Raw genomic sequence first — 19758 nt, forward strand, 5'->3', positions numbered from 1 at the left:
GTTAAGAGAAGAGGGTAAATCGAAATGGCTACGACACAAGTTCAAGTTTCTCCCGACAAAAAGAAAGCAGCTCAGAACGAGCGCACGCCCGATCCCTGCATCGTGGTTATCTTCGGCGCTTCCGGCGACCTGACAAAGCGCAAGCTGCTGCCGGCGCTCTATCACCTGGAGCAGGCGAACCTGCTGCCCAAGGACTTCGCCGTGGTCGGTGTGGCACGCCGTCCGCTGGAGCAGAGCTTCGCTCCGGACATGAAGGAAGGCATTATTGCGGGCGGCGGTGTGGAAGAGTCTGACCCCAGGCTTGCTCCCTTTATCGACCGTGTGCAGTATCACGCGATGAACTTTGACGATGCAACCGGCTACGATGCTTTGAAGAAGAAGCTCGCAGAGCTGGATGGCAAGTTCAATACGCATGGCAACCGTCTCTTCTATCTGGCGACGGCGCCTGAGTATTTCTCGGACATCATCAACTATCTGGGCCAGCATGGCATGGCACAGCCTGAAGCAGGCAAAGACGGGACGGCTCCCTGGGTCCGTACCATCATCGAAAAGCCGTTTGGTCACGATCTTGAGTCGGCACGTGCGTTGAACGATGAGGTCAACAAGGTCTTCCATGAGGACCAGATCTTCCGCATTGATCACTATCTCGGCAAGGAGACAGTGCAGAACATCCTCGTTTTTCGTTTTGCCAACGGCATCTTCGAGAACGTATGGAACCGCAACTATATCGACCACGTTGAGATCACTGCGGCGGAATCGATCGGTATCGAAGGCCGCGGTCCGTTCTATGAACAGGCCGGCGCTCTGCGTGACGTGATGCAGAACCATGTGATGGAGCTGTTGAGCTTCGTTGCGATGGAGCCGCCTGTATCGTTCCAGGCGGATGCCGTTCGCGCCGAGAAGGTGAAGGTGTGGAAGGCGATCTCGCCGATTCATCCGGCTGATACGGTTCGCGGACAGTATGGGCCGGGCATGGTCGATGGCAAGGCTGTTCCCGGGTATCGCCAGGAAGACCGCGTACATCCGCGTTCGCAGACTGAGACATATGCCGCGGTGCGGGTGGAGATCGAAAACTGGCGCTGGGCGGGTGTGCCGTTCTATCTGCGCGCCGGTAAGCGATTGGCGAAGCGTGTCACGGAGATCACCATCCAGTTCAAGCAGCCTCCGATGCTTCTGTTCAAAGGCGGCGAGTGTCACGACAGCGACGCCATCAAGCCAAACCTGATCTCGATGCGCATCCAGCCTGATGAAGGGATCTCGCTGCGGTTTGGCGCGAAGCTGCCGGGGCCGAGCATGGACATTGCGCCGGTGCAGATGAACTTCAGCTATGCCGATGCGTTCGGCAAGTCCTCAGCGAATGGCTACGAGCGTTTATTGCTCGACGCGATGCTGGGCGATGGCACCTTGTTCGCGCATCGCGATGGCGTCGAGGCGACGTGGGCGTTGATGACGCCGATTCTGAAGGCATGGGCGGAGACGCCGGTGAAGGACTTCCCGAACTATGCCGCCGGAACGTGGGGTCCATCTGCTGCCGACGCGCTGCTGGAGTCCGAAGGACGTAAGTGGCGTAAGCTCTAGCTCGATTCGATTTGAGGCCTCGTGTGGTTTGGCGCTGCTATTGTCAGCGGCGACCGCCGGGGCCTCCATCGTTGAACTCCTGGAAGTGCATCAAATTTAGAAGAGGAAGATCATGCCGCGTCCGACTGCAGTTACCTATCGCGTGTTTGCCAACCCGGAAGATGTTGCTGGGGCGGCTGCTGAACTTTTCACATCGTCGATTGCATCGGCAGCAAAGGCACGCGGCATCGCCCGCGTGGCAATCTCAGGCGGTACGACACCGAAGGCAATGTTTTCGCTACTGGCTTCAGAGCCGTTCGCCAGCCAGGTGCCATGGGACAAGCTGGACCTGTACTGGGTCGACGAGCGTTGCGTTCCACCCGAGGATGCCGAGTCGAACTACCGCATGACGCGCGAGGCGTTGTTATCGAAGGTGCCGTTGCCCGCCGACCGCATCCATCGTATGGAAGGCGAGCTGGAGCCTGAGGTCGCAGCGGCGCGGTATGAAGCTGCTATCCGCAACGGGTTCAAGCTGGAGGGCGCGCAAACCCCGACGTTCGATCTTGTGCTGTTGGGAATGGGCGATGACGGTCATACCGCTTCGCTGTTCCCGCATACCGAAGCGCTGAATGACATGACTCACATTGTTGTTGCGAACCATGTTCCGCAAAAGGACACGTGGCGCATTACGTTGACCTGGCCGGTGATCAACCAAGGCAGGGAGGTCGCTTTCCTGATTGAGGGTGACAAGAAGGCACAGGTGTTGCACGAAGTCTTTCAGGGGCCGTATCAACCGGAGACCTACCCGTCGCAGATTATTCGTCCGGCGAGCGGAAAGTTGACGCTCTTGCTCGATGCCGCCGCAGCGGCTAAGCTGCCAGAACCAGAAAATGGGACCGGAACTCTGGAGCTGAATAGATGATTCTTGCTGGTGATGTTGGCGGAACGAAGGTCCACCTTGCACTCTACGATTTCACCGGCGGTCAACTTCATCCGCTGCGAGACCAGAAATTTCCGGCTCACCAGTTCAATTCACTGGATGAGATCGTCAATAAATTTCTTAGCGGCGACGCAAACACGCCGGCGACGCAGCGAGATGCAATTCTTTCGGCGTGCTTCGGTCTCCCCGGGCCTGTGCGCGATGGGCGGCTTAAGCTGACCAACCTGCCATGGACGCTCGACGTGCGCGACCTGTCACGCTCGCTGTCGATCCAGCACGTCTTCCTGATCAACGACCTCGAGGCGAACGGCTACGGAATTCCGGAGCTTGCTGCGGACAGGATCTACACGCTTCACGAAGGCGATGCGAATGCGACAGGTCATCGCGGACTCGTGTCGGCTGGCACAGGTCTTGGTGAAGCTCTGTTGATATGGGATGGCAAGAAGCATAACCCGATCCCATCGGAGGGCGGTCACTGCGACTTTGCGGCGCGTTCCAATCGAGAGATTGCGATGCTCGAATACCTGCGCAGCAAATTGAAGGGGCGTGTGAGCTTCGAGCGAGTGGTTTCGGGTCTTGGGATCAAGAACATTTACGAGTTTCTACGCGACGTTGAGAAGATCAACGAGCCGAAGTGGCTGTGCGACCGCATGGCTGCGGAAGATCCGAATGTCGTTATTGGAGAGTGCGCGGAGGATGGCTCCAGCTCTCTCTGCTTCGAGACGATGAAGAGCTTCGCTTCGGCATACGGCGCGGAGGCGGGCAATCTGGCCCTGAAGGCCCTGGCTGTTGGGGGAATCTACCTCGGCGGAGGCATCGCTCCGAAGCGATTGAAGACGATGCAGAACGGCTTCTTCATGCAGGCGTTTCTCGATAAAGGCCGGATGTCGCCGCTGCTTCAGTCGATACCGGTCCGAATCATCCTGGACGATTCGTGCGCTCTGCTTGGCGCTGCGGCCTACGCCGAGGCGCGCGCCGCCGAGATATGCGGCGTGTCGGAACGGGCGGCTTCACTGTGCTAGGCCGCGCGGCATGTCACAAATCTCCAGCGAATATGCGGTCTTTTGCATGTAAGGCCACTGGGATTTGGATATTCTAGGTTGGATATGTTTCTGAAGAACCGTCGTTGCCGCCTCCTGTTTGCTCTAACTGCATTCATATTTACTGAAGGCTCAAACCTTCATGCTCAGCGCTTGCCTGAAGGCATTCATCCCGAACACTACTCTCTGACGCTTACACCCGATCTGGCGAAGGCGACGTTTGCGGGCGAAGAGATAATCGATGTCGTGCTGGACCAGCCTGCCAGGGCGGTCACCTTGAATGCGGCCGAGATCGAATTTCTTTCGGTGAACGCGGGGTCTCAGCGGGCGGAGGTTTCGCTCGATAAGGACAAGGAGCAGGCGACGTTCATCTTTGCCAAACCATTGGCTGCGGGAAGGGTCAGGCTCGCAATCAGCTATACGGGCATTCTGAACGACAAGCTGCGCGGGTTCTATCTTTCGAAGACAAAGAAGCGCAACTACGCTGTCACTCAGTTTGAGCCTACCGATGCGCGCCGCGCCTTTCCGAGCTTCGACGAGCCTGCCTTGAAGGCAACCTATGACATCACGCTGGTCGTCGATGCGGGAGATACAGCGATCTCGAATACGGAGATCGTCTCCGACAAGCCCGGTCCTGTTGCGGGAAAGCATACGATCAGTTTTGCGACAACGCCAAAGATGTCGACCTACCTTGTAGCGTTTCTTGTGGGTGACTTCAAATGCACGACAGGCAAGGCCGATGGCGTGCCGATACGAGGGTGCGCCACGCCTGACAAAGTGGATATGACGAGGTTCGCTGTGGAGAGCGCAGAATACATCCTGCCTTACTACAACAAGTACTTCGGCATTAAGTATCCGATGCCAAAGCTCGACATGGTTGCGCTGCCCGATTTCGAAGCCGGCGCGATGGAGAACTTCGGGTGCATTACCTATCGCGAAACCGACCTTCTGGTTGATGCGAAGACCGGGGCCATTCCCGCGAAAAAACGGGTTGCTGTCGTTGTTGCGCATGAGATGGCGCACCAGTGGTTCGGAGACATGGTGACGATGCAGTGGTGGGACAACCTCTGGCTCAACGAGGGGTTTGCGTCATGGATGGAGACCAAGCCGGTTGCGAAATGGAAGCCGGAGTGGAACTTCCCACAAGACGATGCGCGCGACCTGGATGCAACGCTGAACCTCGATTCGCAGCCGACGACACGCACGATCCGGGCTCGTGCAGAGACACCGGACGAGATCAACGAGATGTTCGACGGCATCGCTTATGGCAAGGCGGGGGCAGTGCTGGGTATGGTGGAGAATTACCTGGGCGAAGAGGTCTTTCGCCAGGGAGTGCACAATTATCTCGCTGCCCACCTTTACGCCAATGCGACGGCAGAGGATTTCTGGAATGCGCAGACTGCAACCTCGCATCAGCCTGTCGATCGCATCATGCAGAGCTTCGTCACGCAGCCCGGCGTTCCCTTGCTGACATTTTCACAACATGATTCAAACGGGACACCGCTGACTCAAAGCCGGTTCTTCCTGTCGAACGCAGGCAAGAGCGGCACGGCGCAGCAGTGGACGCTTCCAGTATGCGTGAAGACGGCAGGCAAACCTCTTTGCCAGGTCGTTGCGTCGGGCGAGACGATGCTTCCTTTACCGGTGGGCACGTCGATGCCGTTCTTCTATGCAAACGCCGGAGCGAAAGGTTACTACCGCACGGTCTACACCTCAGACCAGCTTGCGGCGATTACAGCAAGAGTTGAAACGGGTCTTTCGGCGCCGGAGCGTATCAGCCTGATCGGCGACAGGTGGGCGCTGATCCGTTCGGGTCAGGGAACAGCAGGCCAGTTCCTCGACCTTGTGCTTGCGCTTAAGAACGATTCAAGCGGCATGGTGATGGAAACGGCGCTCGACAAAGTGAAGTCGATCTATGCGCGCATTGCGACATCGAGCGACCGCGAACGGCTCGCAGAAGTGCTGCGCAGAGAGTTCGCGCCGGGCTATGCTGCGCTCGGTAAACCGTCGAAGAGTGAATCGTACGATCGTCAGCAGCTACGTGCCGAGTTGATGAGTCTTCTCGGACTCGCGAAAGATCCTGATGTTCTTGCCGAAGCGAAGGAACTGGCGAACCGCGCCTATGGTCCCGGGGCAAAGAAGGACCGTGGACTCGATCCTATCCTGGCCAATGAAGCCATTGCCATTACCGCGGCCAACGGCGATGCGGAGTTCTATGAGAAGGTCATGGCGGCGAGTAAAGACCAGAGCGATCCAGGCGCGCAGGCCGATGCCTTGCGTACTCTTGCGCTCTTCCGCGAACCGTCTTTGGTGACGAGGACGCTCGACTATGCAGTCTCAGGCCAGGTGCGCAACCAGGATAGCTGGATACCTATGACGATGCTCCTGACCGGTCTCAATACCCGTGAGCAGACGTGGACATATATCCAGAAGAACTGGGACAAGGTGCATGCCCAGTTCACAACAAACTCCGGCGGGCGGATTGTTGGAGCAGCGGGCAGCTTCTGCTCCGCTGAGAAGCGCGACGAGGTTGCATCCTTCTTCGCAACGCACAAGGTAGATGCAGCAGAACGCACGCTGGCCAAGGCGCTCGACAATATCAACGACTGCGTGCATCTCCGCTCTGCTCAGGAACCCAGCCTGCATCAGTGGCTCGCGGTGCAGGCAAAGCGGTGAGTTCGCAGACGGAAGTAACGGCCGCACGTCCGTCGGCGGTGCGATTGTGGGCGCCTGCAATCTCAATGACGCTGCTGGGCCTGCTGAGCTACGTCGATCGTAGCGTGCTTGCGATCCTGAGCCCGACGATCCTTGCCGATCTTCATCTTTCTGCGACGCAGTACGGCTACGCCATTCTGGTCTTCAGCCTCTGCTATATGGTCTCCAATCCCATCTGGGGGCTTTGGATGGACCGTGCGGGCCTCTGGGTCACAACGCTGATTGCCGTGCTGGTGTGGTCGCTTGCTTCAGGTAGCCATGGGCTGATGATGGGCTTCGCTGGAATGTGTCTTGCGCGCGGCGTGCTTGGCTTTGGCGAGGGCGCGACCTTTCCGGCGGGCCTGAAGACGGTTACCGAGACACTGCCCGCGGAGAAGCGTTCCTTTGGGTTGGGCATTGCTTATAGCGGCAGTTCGCTTGGCGCGGCGATCACGCCGCTGATCATCACGCCGATAGCCATGCGCTGGGGCTGGCGCGCGGCATTTGCGGTCACCTCGTTGTTTGGGCTTGCGTGGATATGCCTGTGGTTCGCATTGAAGAGGAGTGGATTGTACGCAACACCGGCGGCGAGTCCCAGGGGCGGAGCAATCCTGGAAGATCGGCCGCCTTCATCGCGTTGGAGCCGCGATCTCTTCGCAGCGGCAGCCGCGTACGGCCTGGGAGCCGCGCCGCTGGCGTTTGGCTTGTATGCGGCGCCGCTGTATCTCACACATGTTCTTCATCTCAGCCAGGCATCGCTAGGGCATCTGCTATGGCTGCCACCGGCTGGGTGGGAGGCCGGCTATCTGATCTTTGGCCGTCTGGCAGACCGCAGGCGCGGGTCTGCCACATTGCAGGGTATGCCTCTCAAGCGTCCGGGTATCGTCTTTCTGATGCTGTCTGCGGCCAGCCTACCCATTGTGTCTGCTCCTGCTCTCGCGAGAACAGCCTACCCCGTTGCAGGCATCGTGGCCCTCTTCTTCTTCGAGATGTTCATCGCTGGCGGCTTTGTGGTCTTCGCCCTTTCTGACGGCATGGCAGTCCTTCCGAAACGGAACTCCGCGTTTCTAGCGGGCATCTGTATCTCGGCCTGGGCACTGGTTACCGGTGTCCTGATGCCGGCAATCGGTTACCTCTTTGATCATCTTCGCTATGCAATGGCGTTTTGGATGGTGGGTTGCATGCCGCTGGTAGGGATGTCCCTTTGGCGGCTTCTCCGAACGAACGCGCCGGACGCTTCAAATGTTTGATTCCCATTGAGTTCCATGTGCCGGAAGAAGCTGTCTTATAAGAGAACTGCATGCAATCAGGCGGCGAAACACCCCACAAAAGTGTTAACTACCTGCACGGATGGTGCGTTGACTTTGATTTCCGGTGCCCGTAACTTTCCCAAAAGAGGACACCATGAAGAAACTATTCCTGCTTCTCGGCTTCACTATCTTCCTTTCGGCAGCCCTCCCGCTCCATGCCCAGGGTGGAGAGATCACTAGTGGGACCTGCGACAACTCCCCGGAAAACCCAACGATTGTTCTTGCTGTTGTCGGTTCGGCTGGCGCCTTCCTCGCTTCGGCGCGTGCACGCATGAAGGCTCGCCGCAACATGAGCACCACTAACGAAACGAACGGGTAGTTTTTCTCCTCCCCGTCTTGCCATCTGTTCAAAGAGATTCGCATGTCAACCATTCCGGCGACCGACCTTCGCCCACATCTATCTCCATGGGCCCGGCGGCTTTCGCCGCCTCAGACCGCGTGGCTCGCAGCGGGCCTCGCGGTCCTCGGTCTATGCAGTCTGCGATCGACAATAGGTTTGCTGTGGTACATCTGGACCACGGACGCGCTCAAGTCGATCGGTATGCTCATCCCCGTGGTCAGCTTTGTGCTGATCATGAGGGCGTGGCGGACGCTTGAGTGGGAGATGGAAGGAAGCTGGTGGGGGCTGGCAATCCTGGTTGCGGCGGTTGGCGCGGTTCAATTCCGCGAGCGGGCGATTCTGATCCTTGTGCTCAGTCCGCAATGGAACATTTACCTTCCTCCGCACTCGCTTGTTGCCTTCGGCTACACCGCAGGTGTTGTGCTCTTGTTTGGAGGGACCCGTCTTTTTCGAGCGGCGCTCTTCCCCATCGCGTTGATGTGGTTCGTCAACCCGATCCCTCATATCTTTAACGTCCTTGTCGATCTGCCGTTGCAGCGCGTCTCCGCGCATGTAGCGCGCGCCTTTGCCATGGCATTAGGTCAACCGCTTTCGCCCGATCAGATGCGCCTGATGTTCACGCCGAGCTACGGAATGTTTATCGCTCCGGGCTGCAACGGGATTCGCGGCGCCGTTACGATGGGCTTCGTTGCGCTGGTTGCCGGCTACGTCTGCCGTTTTCGCTGGAAGTCCCATGCGGCCGTGGTTGCCGGCGCTGTGCTGCTTGGGTATGTCTTCAACTTCGCGCGGCTCTGCCTGCTTGTCATCTACTACATCATTGGGCTTCATCTCCCACGACTACAAAACAAGGCGAAGCTGGCGGACTACATCATTGGGGCGTGCCTGTTTCTGCTTGCCACGCAGATTCTGTTTTTCGTCATCCAGAAACTGGGCAGCAAAGCCAAGCAGCCTGACCCGCAACCCGGCGCAGCGGTTGCGGCCACTGCAAACTCCGCGTTCTTCCTGCGCTTTCGCCTGGCGGTGATGGCGGTTATCGCGTTCTTCGGCTGCTACGGCACCGCGCGCGCGGTGATCCACGATATCGCCACAGACCCTTCGCAGACACGTACGAGCGCGACTTCGCAAGGCGTCTTCCCGGAACACATCGGCACCTACACCCTGGTGCGGACGTGGAATGAGAACCTGGTGACCGGTCCGCTACTGTTTCATTGGGCAGAGTATGCGGCCGCAGGTGAAGGAACGCACATATCTGTTGGCGTCTCGCCAGAGATTGGTTCGCACGATACGCTGATCTGCCACTCTGCACGCGGCGAAGACCCTTTGTGGAAAGACCAGCTCAACATCTCAATGGCAAATAAACAGGCCGTGAGCTTCAGTGCATCTCTCTATAACAACGGGGCCATTCAGTATCTTGAGGCAACGACAATATGCAGTGGATCTCATTGTGGCGAGTATTCGAGCGACCGTCGCAGCTTTGGGCTGGTCTACAGCAAGCCTGATACGCATGCCCTTCTGTCGCAAGATCCGCAACGCTCTATCCCCATTCTTCTGAAGGCAGAAACCCTCGACACAAGATCGCTTCCAGAGGACGCTCAAAAGCAGTTGAGTGCTGACATAAAGAACTTTTTGGGTCAGACTGACCTGGATGTGCTTGTCGGTCCTTACAGACGCTAGTTGCAACCTGTATCATTGATATACCTCTCCAGATGAAGTCCACACAGCGCACACTGGCTCTTTTTGTCCCCTTCACCTTAAGCAGCATCCTGTTTCTTACCGGGTGTGGCGCAGGGGTGATCTCCGATCCTCCCGTAACGCCGCCGCCTGTAACCACGGTCTCGGTGCTTGTTTCGGGGAAGGTGCTGGCCGGGACACAGCCTGTTGCCGGAGCGAGCGTGCAGATTTACTCCGCAGGAGCTTCTGGAAACGGGGCGGGGGCCAGCGCTCTGCTTGCAACACCTGTCACAACAGATGCAACTGGCGCTTTTGCGATTACTTCAGGTCTCACCTGTTCTTCTGCTACGCCGATGGTCTATCTGGTTGCTCGCGGAGGAAAGGTGGGTGTGGGCGCCACGAACGATGCCATCGCTCTTGCCGCAGCCGTGGGCGATTGTACGAAGCTCTCGACGACGACAACAACGGCCTTCACGGTGAATGAAGTCACGACCGTCGCGTTTACCTGGGCCTTGTCGCAGTTTCTTTCGACAGGCGGCAATGTTGGCGCAAGTTCTACGAACGCTCTCGGTCTTGCGAACGCGTTTGCGACTGCCGCGAATCTGGTCGATGCGTCGCAAGGAAAGGCTCCTGGCGCCACGTTCCCATCCACTAGTAAATCGCCTGCTCCGAAGATCAATTCGCTGGCCAATATGTTCAACGGCTGTGTTGCGGCAACTGGGGCCAGCGCCTGCAACTCTTTGTTCGGTGCCATGACGGGAAGCTCGCCGGCTCCATCGAACACGCTGGACGCAGCGTTCTGGATGGCTCGCAATCCCGGCGTCAATGTTGCGGGGCTCTATTCTCTGTCGGTTTCCAGTACGGCATTCACTCCTGTGCTTTCTTTCGCACCTTATGACTGGACCATTGCAATCAATTTCACAGGCGGAGGGATGAATGCTCCGACAGGTATCGGTGTCGACAGCCAGGGCAACATATGGGTTGCGAGCTATTGGGGAGGAGCTTCAAAGTTTACTCCAACAGGATCGCCAGTCTTTGCTTCGGGAATTACCGGTAACGGACTGCAATCGTCGTTTGGCCTGGCCATAGATAGTCAGAACAATGTCTGGATCCCAAATGGCGATAGCGCTGCTGGGATCAATGGCAAGCTTGGTTCTGTAACCGTATTGAACTCGAATGGGCAGGCGATCTCGGGCCCAAATGGTTATATCTCCGGCGGCTTGAACTTTCCCGTTGCCGTTGCGCTGGATACAAATGGTACGGCGTCGGTTCTCAACTTCCGCAACTCTCGGGTCACGCAGCTGTCCAGTGCAGGCACTCCACTTTCAGGCGCAACGGGCTATGGTGCACAGTCAATGGCATTCATTGTTTCGATCGCAATCGATTCCAACCACAATGCCTGGATCGGCAACCAGAATGACGAAACGGTGACTCGTCTCTCTGCCGATGGGACTCAATCGCTGGGTGTCTCCTGTTGTAGTGGCCCACAAGGACTCGCAATCGATCAGCGTGGCTATATTTGGGCTTCAAACTTTTACGCCGATAGCGTTAGCCAGATCTCCAGCGCCGGGACAGTTGTTTCTCCCGGTTATACCGGCGGAGGCCTCACGAAGCCGCAGGGCATTGCTGTCGATGGCTCGGGTTCGGTCTGGGTTGCAAGCCGTACGAACGTCGCTGGAATCGCATACCCTGCCCTGACGCAGTTTGCAGGCTCCGCAACAACATCTCCCGGCAAGGTCCTCTCGCCGGCTTCCGGCTGGCTGCTCGATGGCGGCATGTTACAGCCCTACTCGATTGCGATCGATGCCAGCGGCAATGTGTGGGTGACGAACTTCACCAACGATGCGAAGTATGCCAACAGCAACTCGATCGTCGAGCTGGTGGGAATGGCTGCTCCGGTAAAGACGCCCGTGATCGGGCCTCCGCAGGCTCCCTAGCCTACATCATTCGAAACCGCTCGCGCATCAGCCGCTGAAAGCGCGGACGCCAGATCAGGTCGTAAGCCAGTTCTTTGCCCGGGAACATCGCCAGCGCCGCCCGGCGCGAATCGGCGATCATCTGAGAAGCTTCATCGATGCTGAGCGTGGAGTCCTGTGCGATGACCTGCATCACCATGTTCATCATCATCTGTAGACGCCGAATCAGTTTTCGTTCTTCTGCCTGCTCTTCTGCTGTCGGCGTTACAACCGCGTTGCCGGCCTGATCGACATTCTGCTGTTGCTCCATGGATAATTCAGCCTCCACGGTTCCACATTACTCCTATCGCTGTGATTCGGTACTGAGGCGCTGACACAAGGAGAATCTGCTTGTGCACTCTCTCGCACATGGCTCAAATTTATTGAGCGCCAAGCACCTCGTGAATCGTGCCATCGCGATCAAGCAAAAAAGTCGTCAACCCAAACTCATCTGTGCGGAAGAGTCTTGTCCCGTCTGAAGCGACACGCTGGATGATCTCTTCGCGAGGATGGCCGAAGGTATTGCTCTTGCCGACAGAGACGATGGCGTCCTTCGGAGCGAGCGCTGCAAAAAAATCAGGCGTTGTCGACGATCTGCTGCCGTGATGCCCGATCTTGAGCAAAGTTACAGGTGCGAGTCCGTGCATCACCATCGTTTGTTCGCTCTGAGCCTCGGCATCGCCTTCCAGAAGCACCGAGGCATCTCCGTACTCCATGCGGAGAACGAGCGAGTCGTTATTCGAGGGCTGCCCCCAATTCGCATAGTTCGAATCAGGCGCGAGCACCCGAATGTGTGTGCCTGCCCATTCGGAGTTGTTGCCTGTCCTTAGATGCCGCACCTTCACACCAAGCTCGCCTGCTTCGGCGATGAGCGCGCGGTACGCATCGGAATCGGGATCTATGGCAACCCATAGCTCGCGGGGAAGAAAATTCCTCATCACGGCAGCCATCCCACCCATGTGGTCGCTGTGCGCGTGGCTCAGTACCATTACATCAAGCCTTCTGATCCTGCGGGACCAGAGGTATGGCGAAACAACTTCCTCGCCGATGTCAAAGGTTCCTGTGGCAGCAGTTGCCTCATTCAGGCCGCCAACCGGGCCGCCCGCATCGACCAGCATGGCACTGCCTTCAGGGCTTACGATCAGTAACGAGTCACCTTGGCTGACATCGATTGCAGTGACTTCGAGCTTGCCGTGGAGCACCGCTGCGGGCTGAGGCCACAGCACAGCCAATGTTCCCAGCGGCAATGCGATTAGCGCAACCAAGGCCCACCGGTTGGAGCGACGGACGGCCCAGATACAGAAAGCCCATACCGCAATCGCCAGCAGCGCAATCAAGAGCGTTGGCCCGGGAACTCTAAGATCCGCTGCCTGCACACGGCTGACACGCGCGATGGCCTGGCCGATCCCGTGCAGCAACAATGCAGTTGCTGCCGCGGGCATGACCGCCAGCCAAGGCGAAACCAGCGATGCTGCAAATGCAATAACAGCTAGCGGAGCCAACAAGCCGATGATCGGCACTGTCAGCATATTTGCGGGGAGAGCGAAGATCGTCGCTCGATGAAAATAGAGCGCCATGGGGAGCGCCATCACCAACTCTGCGACGAGGCCAATCAATGCCAGCTCTGCCATCCACAGAACGATGCGCAGGACAAGCGCGGGAAGGGCATAGGTCCATCGACCGAAGACGCCAGACATCTCTTCGCCCCACAGACGCAGCATCACACGAAGCTGCGCAATTCCTGGCGCCAGCACTGGGTCCTGCCATAGCTCATTGAGGCGTCTTGTGGCTCGCGCAAACGGCATAAAGCTGCGCTCACCCAGAGGCACTGCAATTCCTGCGATCGCAAAGATGGCAAGAAACGTCATCTGAAAACTGGCTTCGAACAGACTTGCCGGAGACCAGACCAACTCGGCAAGCGCTGCTGCGCCCAACGCATTCAGCACGCTACGTTCGCGAGAGAGAAGCCGGGCAATCAGAAAAACCGTCGTCATAAACAGGGCCCGTTGTACCGGCGCCCCAAAGCCCGTCAGCAAAGCATAGGAGGTCATCAGCGGAATAGTCACGGCCGTCGCGAGCCACTCCCGAATACGCAACCTGCGAAGCAGCCAGAGAATGATGCCGGCGAGAAGCGCTACGTGCATTCCCGAGACGACGAAGAGGTGAAACGAGCCTGTTCTCTCGAAGCCAAGTCGTAGCGAGTGATTCAAGCGCGTTCGATCGCCGAAGAGCATGGCGTTCAACATTCCCGCATCGTCTTCTGTAAGTGAAAGCAGCGATGGAAGTCCCCGATTGACCTTCGACCGCATATAAGCAAGCATCCGGTTCGATGCCCAGTTTTGCACGGCGAACACCCTGCATCGCATGTCTGCCTGGCCGCTTGCAAGAATGTGAACCTTTGCAGCGCGTGCAGTGGCATGAGCGCCAATGCCCTGTGCCAGCAGATAGTCTGCATATTGCCATGCTCCTGGATCGCGATAGCGCTGCGGCTCTTTAATCCGCAAAGGCATCTCGACAACATCGCCGCAATGCAAAGCAGGAAGAGGATGGTCATGCGCGATAACGGTGGTTCTGACTCCGCCGGTCATCGGGACCATCTTCGAGATGTCAGGCGTGACCTCTTCGATGGCATTCACTGCAATGTCTACCGAGACTGCGTCCGACGCATCAGGCTCGCGTTCGATCCACCAAGCAGGATCGTTGTCGCGGTCGGCCACCATGTTTCGCGCAGGCAGTTCACGCACGCGGACTATGCGGCCGCGAACAGTGCGGCTCAGGCCGTCGGCATATTGAAGCAGATCGTGTTGCGTGGCAGGTACAGGCCTTAGTTGCCAGCACCATACTCCGGCCGCTATCCACAAGGCGGCTAGAGGAAGAGTGGCAATCCGCAACGATCGGCGTAGAGCGATCGTTGTGATCATGGTGAGCGATACAACGGCGACAACGATCAAGGGAGCCGCAATCCAGTTGCGCGCCACCGCTATGCCCGCTGCAAACCAGCAGGCTGCCGCAAGCAGCGGCATCCTGCGAAACCGCAGTGGTTCTATCGTCGTGGCCCAATACCGCTCCGCGTGGCCCGTCAGAACTTCGCTCCCTGTAACGAATTACCCTGCTTGTTTCTCAGGTCTTAGTACGGCGACGGTTTCCTGGTGAAACGTCTGGGGGAACATGTCCACCATGTGCAGTTCGTGCAGCTTGTAGCCGGAGTCTACCATCTGTTTCAGGTCGCGACCCAGTGTTGCAGGGTCGCAGGAGACGTAGACGATCTCATGGGGCTTCACTCGCATGAGCAGGCTACAAGCTTCTTGCCCGATACCGGCGCGCGGTGGATCGACGACAACCAACTCAGGCCGATCTCGTTCGAGAGCGGCTTGCCTCAAGAATTCGACGGTCGTTGCTTGCACCGCCCTTCGGCCCGGGCCGCGAAAGCTGCGGACAAGGTCGGATGCCGCTGCTTCCACGGCTACGACCCCTGTAAAACTTTCTGCCAGTCGCTGCGAGAACAACCCCACGCCTGCGTATAAGTCCCACGCGAGCTTTCCCGCTCTGTTTGCCGTAACCAGTGCGGCAAACGGCTCCAGCAGCGCGCGATTCACCTGAAAGAAGCTGCCGCGGGTTACCCAATAGCTTTTTCCACCTACGGGATAGCTCAATCCATCTGCTCCCCAATGAGACAGCGGTTTGATGCGCTGGGTCTTTCGGCTACGGCCGTTGCCCTCGATCAGTGCAACGCCAGCGCCTGTCAGTTCAGGAAGGGCGGAATGCAGGGCTTCACAGAGGCCACTGAAATCCGCTGCCGGTTCTTTGCGCAGAAGCAAGGTCAACTGCAGCCTGCTTTGATCGCGATCAGTGAACAGCTCCACCTCTTCTGCCAGCCGCACCCATTGCAGAGCCGCTCCTTTGAGTGTCAGCAGCGCCTCTATGGCGCGCCATAGAATTGGTGAGGCAATCGGGCACATGTGTACGGGTAGAAATTCAGTGGATGCGCGCCGCAGGTAACCTGCGCGCAACCTGCCGTCGATCTCCGCGACGCGCAGCCTTATGCGGTTTCTGTACTCCCACGGTTCGCTCGCCAGCAAGTGAACGTGCGGCAATGATGTGAGGCCAGCGCGTTCAAGCGTCTCCATGAGTATTCCGCGTTTGATCTCCAGTTGTGCAGGATACTCTGCGTGCTGGTACTGACATCCGCCGCAAGCGCCAAAGTGAGCACACTTTGGCGAAACGCGATCTGTCGATGGTTCCTGAACAGCATCGAGGGATGCTTCTGCGAATCCACCTTTTTCGCTATCGAGACTGGCTTCGACAACCTCTCCGGGCAAAGTGAATGGTACAAAGACGGCCTTGCCCTCTGTCGAATGGGCGAATCCGCTGCCGCCATACACGATTTTTTGAATTTGCAGTTGCATCGCGTGTGGGTTATCCCAGCCTCATATAGAAAAGGCTCAGCCGCGGCAGACCGTGAGCTTCGAGCAGCCTCTTTTGCAAAAACTGCTGCTGCACCTGTTTGATCTGCACAGCCTGCATCTTTCCGCGATACGGTGACAACTCATGTGCTGCCTGTTCGCGCAACTGGGTCAACTGTTCTTCACTGGTTGCAGTCAGCAGGCCAGCGAAGAGCTTTTCTTCGAGGACCGTTAGCGTCCGGTCCATCTCTTCAAGATGCGGTGAGGGTCCGGTTCGCGCGTTCGTGGCCAATGCGCGCAATCTCGCGACGATCTCCTGAGCGACGGCATCCGCAGGCGCTCTCAGCTTCACAGCTTCGATGATCCCCGCGTTGTCTTCAAGGTAGGCTGCGATTCGCTCAGCTTCAAAACCGCTCTCAGGCCCTGATGAATCCTCAACGGAGGATGCTCCGATCGCCGCTTCCATCGCCTGTTCGGTAGATTCCATGACACTCTGCGCGCACCATGCCAGGCCGTTGATCTTGCGCGTTCTTCCGCTTGCGCGTCTCAGCTTTTCGTCGTGTTTGTCGAAGGCATTGTCGATACCGCGCAGCACGGCCTCAAGCGGTATGCCGCCTTCACGCCACGTCTCGATTAAAGCCCAGTCCAGCGTCGAGAGCATGAGCAGCGAGCCGCGCCGCTGCTGGAAACGTTCTTCGATCTCCGTGAAGTAATTGAAGTAGTTGCGCATTGCTGTAACTACGCTCCGCGCTTCCTGTTCCTGTCCAGGCTGCGTTCGTAGATGATGCGCAGGCCATTCAGGGTCAGCATCTCGTCGACGACACCGATGTACTTTGAGCCGCCGGCGATGAGTTTCGCGAGGCCGCCGGTGGCCACAGTCTTTGTCTCCGGTCCAAGCTCAGCGATCATGCGCTCCAGAATGCCGTCGACGAGTCCGATGTAGCCGTAGTAAAGACCGATCTGCATGTGGTCGACTGTGTTTGTTCCGATCACCTTCGCGGGCTTTTTAATGTCGATGCGAGGCAATCGCGCTGCTCGCGCAAACAACGCATTGGCAGAGATACCGAGTCCTGGGGCAATCGCGCCGCCAATGAACTCGCCTTTTCTGGAGATCACATCGAACGTGGTAGCAGTGCCCATGTCGACAACGATGGCCGGGCCGCCATATTGCTCGTAGGCTGCCGCACAGTTGACAATGCGGTCCGCGCCTACCTCTGAAGGATTGTCCGTCAGGACTGGAATTCCGGTTTTTACTCCAGGCTCGATGAACAAAGGTTTCACGCCGAAATAAACCTCGCATGCTTTCCTCATCATCGAATCGAGTGGCGGCACGACAGAAGAGATTGCTACGCCTGTTACGACATCCGTCTTCAGGCCACGCAACTCGAACATCTGTCGCAGCAGCATCCCGAACTCATCAACCGTCTGTTCCCTGGGGGTTGTGATTCGCCAGTTCGTGACAACCTCAGCTTTGCCGCCGTCACAGCCAAGCTGAAATAGTCCAATCACAGCATTGGTATTGCCTACATCGAGTGCCAGTAGCATCTTCGCTCTCCCGCCTCGTTATTGCTTATTCAATTTCGCGCACGCCGCCTGAAAGCACCGTACGTTTCACGCCATCATCGCTATCTACCTTCAGAAATCCTTGTTCGTCGAGACCGGCCGTTACGCCAGTATATCCCCCCATCTCATCAACTCTTACTCGCTTTCCGCGTACCCAGGTCGAGGCCTCGGTGAAACGCTCAAGCAAATCGCTTGTCCTATGTGAATCGCGCGCAAGCCGCAGTACCTCTTCATCTAAATCACACAGCAACGACGCCAGCAGTTGTTCACGGGATATCGTGTGCCCGCAGGCTATCCGCAGGGATGTGGCCAGTGCCGCGAGATCTAAAGGAAAACTCTCATGGTTCAGGTTGATGCCTATGCCAATCACGGCATACTTCAGTGAAGCCGGCTTGTTGCGTTGCGAGGGAGAGACGGCAGTCTCTACCAGAATTCCACCACATTTTTTGCGGTGGATCAGCAGATCGTTGGGCCAACGAATGTCAACGGTGAGGTTTGTTGTTCTTTCTATGGCGCTTCTCACCGCCAGCGCGGTCGAGAGCGATAACCTGAGCGCATCGTTTGCAGGCAGTTCAGGCGCAACCAGCGCACTCACATACAGCCCGTCATCCGGCGACGAGTGCCATTGATGTCCACCGCGCCCGCGCCCGGCAGTCTGTTCATCGGCCACCCATACTCCGCTTCGCGCTCCATTCTGTGCAGCCTCAAGAGCAAGCGTATTCGTCGAGCTGACGGAAGAGTAGTGCTGCACCTGCGCGGCAAACTGTGTTCCAGCTATGCTCGCGCGCACCGATTCAAGGTCGAGTTGCATCGCGGTCAGTAGACATCCGCCGTGATGCGCATGCTGAGGTCCACGGCAATCGCCGAATGCGTGAGCGCGCCAACCGAGATGAAGTCGACACCCGTCAGCGCATACTTGCGCACCGTCTTCAGGTTCATGTTGCCGGATGCCTCGACTGGCACGCCGGGCAGCGCGCTGCGAATCTGCTTGACGGCTTTTTTTACCTGCGTCGGCGTCATGTTATCCAGCAGAATCGATTCGGCCCCTCCGGCAATCGCCTGTTCAAGCTCAGTCTGATTGCGGACCTCCACCTGCACCACCTGACCAGTCTTACGGGCCTTCAGCGTTTTCTCAAGCACGAGAGGAAGCCCGCCTCCGAGCGAGATGTGATTGTTTTTGATCAGGATGCCGTCTTGCAGATCGAGGCGATGATTCGTGCCTCCGCCACAGGACACGGCATATTTGTCGAGCACTCTCAGCCCAGGAATCGTCTTGCGAGTATCAAGAACCTTCGTCTTTGTCCTTGCCACAGCCGTGACGAACTGATTGGTCAGCGTTGCAATGCCACACATGCGCTGCATCAGGTTCAGAATCACGCGCTCGGTCGAAAGCAGCGCCGCGGCATTATGCCTGATTACCGCGAGCGGCTGGCCAGCGCGTACTTTGACACCGTCAAAGATCTCCGGGTGACTGATGACCTCGAACCTCCCCACGGGCTGGCTGTGCATCTTCGCAAAGATATCCAGAAATACGGGGATGCATCCCAGACCCGAGACCACGCATGGTTGTTTGGCGATGATCGTCCCCGAAGCGCGCAGCTTCGGATCGATCGTCAGCGAGGTGGTGATGTCATTGGCGGCCTTGTCTTCGGCCAGCGCTGCTTCGAGGATCGCCCGTATCCGTTTGCTCTTCCAATCCATGCACTTAATCCTAAACCTGCCGGCGCGTATCCTGCTCACAATCAATAGCAAAGCCTGCCCGGTTCAATGTTCTTCCAGGACAGGTCTATAATCCCCGCTTCATAGGGAGGTTCCGATATGCCAATTGATCGCAATCCAATCGCCGACAACAAGGAGATTGCACACCGCTTCATGGACGAGTGCTGGAACCTTGGCAAGATGGACTCGTTACGCGAGATGGTCGCAACCGGCTGCCGTATTCACGATCCGGTCTTTCCTGCGCTTACCTCTGGCGCAGGCAATTTTGCGCGTCATATCTCGATGTGCCGGAACGGCTTTCCCGACCTGAACTTCACAATTGACGACACGATCGCAGAACGCAACGAGGTCGTGCTTCACTGGACTGCTCGCGGAACGCATCGCGGCGTCTTCCTCGGCATGCAACCGACGAACCGCAGCGCTACTGTTTCCGGAACCAGCATCTTTCGTATCGACGACTGCATGATCGTCGAGATGTGGGCCGACTGGAACCTGATGACGCTCATGAACCAGTTAGGCGCCGCCGTTCCGCAAAGAGTCGAAGCGAAGGTTTGACTCCGTTCCAC

Annotated in this window: 16 protein-coding genes; 9 read left to right on the top strand and 7 right to left on the bottom strand. The window is 57.7% G+C overall.

Annotated elements, in window-relative coordinates:
* The first annotated feature begins 24 nt into the window (after positions 1–24).
* The 8 genes from zwf to JSS95_12720 all read left to right on the top strand — a co-directional run bounded on the left by zwf (position 25) and on the right by JSS95_12720 (position 11489).
* Entirely contained in the window at positions 25–1578 is a 1554-nt protein-coding gene (gene zwf / locus JSS95_12685; protein MBS1800668.1) for a glucose-6-phosphate dehydrogenase, read from the top strand.
* A gap of 112 nt (positions 1579–1690) precedes the next feature.
* Entirely contained in the window at positions 1691–2479 is a 789-nt protein-coding gene (gene pgl, locus JSS95_12690; GenBank protein ID MBS1800669.1) for a 6-phosphogluconolactonase, read from the top strand.
* The gene (gene glk, locus JSS95_12695; GenBank protein MBS1800670.1) at positions 2476–3519 is read left to right on the top strand and encodes a glucokinase; all 1044 of its coding nucleotides are present in this window, start codon (positions 2476–2478) and stop codon (positions 3517–3519) included. The genes pgl and glk overlap by 4 nt, the downstream gene beginning before the upstream one ends.
* An 84-nt stretch (positions 3520–3603) precedes the next feature.
* Complete coding sequence (locus JSS95_12700; GenBank protein MBS1800671.1) at positions 3604–6213, top strand: M1 family metallopeptidase; 2610 nt, start codon at positions 3604–3606, stop codon at positions 6211–6213.
* Complete coding sequence (locus tag JSS95_12705) at positions 6210–7481, top strand: MFS transporter (GenBank protein ID MBS1800672.1); 1272 nt, start codon at positions 6210–6212, stop codon at positions 7479–7481. The genes JSS95_12700 and JSS95_12705 overlap by 4 nt, the downstream gene beginning before the upstream one ends.
* 154 nt (positions 7482–7635) lie before the next feature.
* The gene (locus JSS95_12710) at positions 7636–7860 is read left to right on the top strand and encodes a PExPT-CTERM protein (GenBank protein ID MBS1800673.1); all 225 of its coding nucleotides are present in this window, start codon (positions 7636–7638) and stop codon (positions 7858–7860) included.
* A 42-nt stretch (positions 7861–7902) separates the two neighbouring features.
* Positions 7903–9555 (top strand): exosortase J, encoded by a 1653-nt coding sequence (xrtJ, locus tag JSS95_12715; GenBank protein MBS1800674.1) that lies wholly within the window; start codon positions 7903–7905, stop codon positions 9553–9555.
* Between the two features lie 32 nt (positions 9556–9587).
* Positions 9588–11489, top strand: coding sequence for an NHL repeat-containing protein (locus JSS95_12720; protein MBS1800675.1), 1902 nt, complete (start codon positions 9588–9590; stop codon positions 11487–11489).
* A gap of 1 nt (position 11490) precedes the next feature.
* Here JSS95_12720 and JSS95_12725 read toward each other — a convergent pair whose 3' ends face one another.
* The 7 genes from JSS95_12725 to nadC form a co-directional block, all read right to left on the bottom strand.
* Positions 11491–11778, bottom strand: coding sequence for a hypothetical protein (locus JSS95_12725; GenBank protein ID MBS1800676.1), 288 nt, complete (start codon positions 11776–11778; stop codon positions 11491–11493).
* 109 nt (positions 11779–11887) lie between these two features.
* Entirely contained in the window at positions 11888–14530 is a 2643-nt protein-coding gene (locus tag JSS95_12730; protein ID MBS1800677.1) for a ComEC/Rec2 family competence protein, read from the bottom strand.
* A gap of 81 nt (positions 14531–14611) precedes the next feature.
* Positions 14612–15913, bottom strand: coding sequence for a 23S rRNA (uracil(1939)-C(5))-methyltransferase RlmD (gene rlmD / locus JSS95_12735; protein MBS1800678.1), 1302 nt, complete (start codon positions 15911–15913; stop codon positions 14612–14614).
* 10 nt (positions 15914–15923) lie between these two features.
* Positions 15924–16640, bottom strand: a complete 717-nt coding sequence (locus tag JSS95_12740) for a hypothetical protein (protein MBS1800679.1) — start codon at positions 16638–16640, stop codon at positions 15924–15926.
* An 8-nt stretch (positions 16641–16648) separates the two neighbouring features.
* On the bottom strand, positions 16649–17455 hold the full coding sequence (locus JSS95_12745; GenBank protein MBS1800680.1) for a type III pantothenate kinase: 807 nt from the start codon (positions 17453–17455) through the stop codon (positions 16649–16651).
* Positions 17456–17480: 25 nt separating this feature from the next.
* Positions 17481–18284, bottom strand: coding sequence for a biotin--[acetyl-CoA-carboxylase] ligase (locus tag JSS95_12750; protein MBS1800681.1), 804 nt, complete (start codon positions 18282–18284; stop codon positions 17481–17483).
* Between the two features lie 5 nt (positions 18285–18289).
* Positions 18290–19174: a carboxylating nicotinate-nucleotide diphosphorylase gene (gene nadC / locus JSS95_12755; protein MBS1800682.1), complete on the bottom strand. Its 885-nt coding sequence runs from the start codon at positions 19172–19174 to the stop codon at positions 18290–18292.
* Between the two features lie 117 nt (positions 19175–19291).
* On the opposite strand from nadC, the gene JSS95_12760 reads away from it, so the two are divergent.
* Positions 19292–19747 carry an ester cyclase gene (locus JSS95_12760; GenBank protein ID MBS1800683.1) on the top strand — a complete coding sequence of 152 codons (456 nt, stop codon included), beginning with the start codon at positions 19292–19294 and terminating at the stop codon, positions 19745–19747.
* The last annotated feature ends 11 nt before the right edge of the window (positions 19748–19758 follow it).

This window comes from Acidobacteriota bacterium, from assembly GCA_018268895.1.
Classification (GTDB): Bacteria; Acidobacteriota; Terriglobia; order Terriglobales; family Acidobacteriaceae; genus Edaphobacter.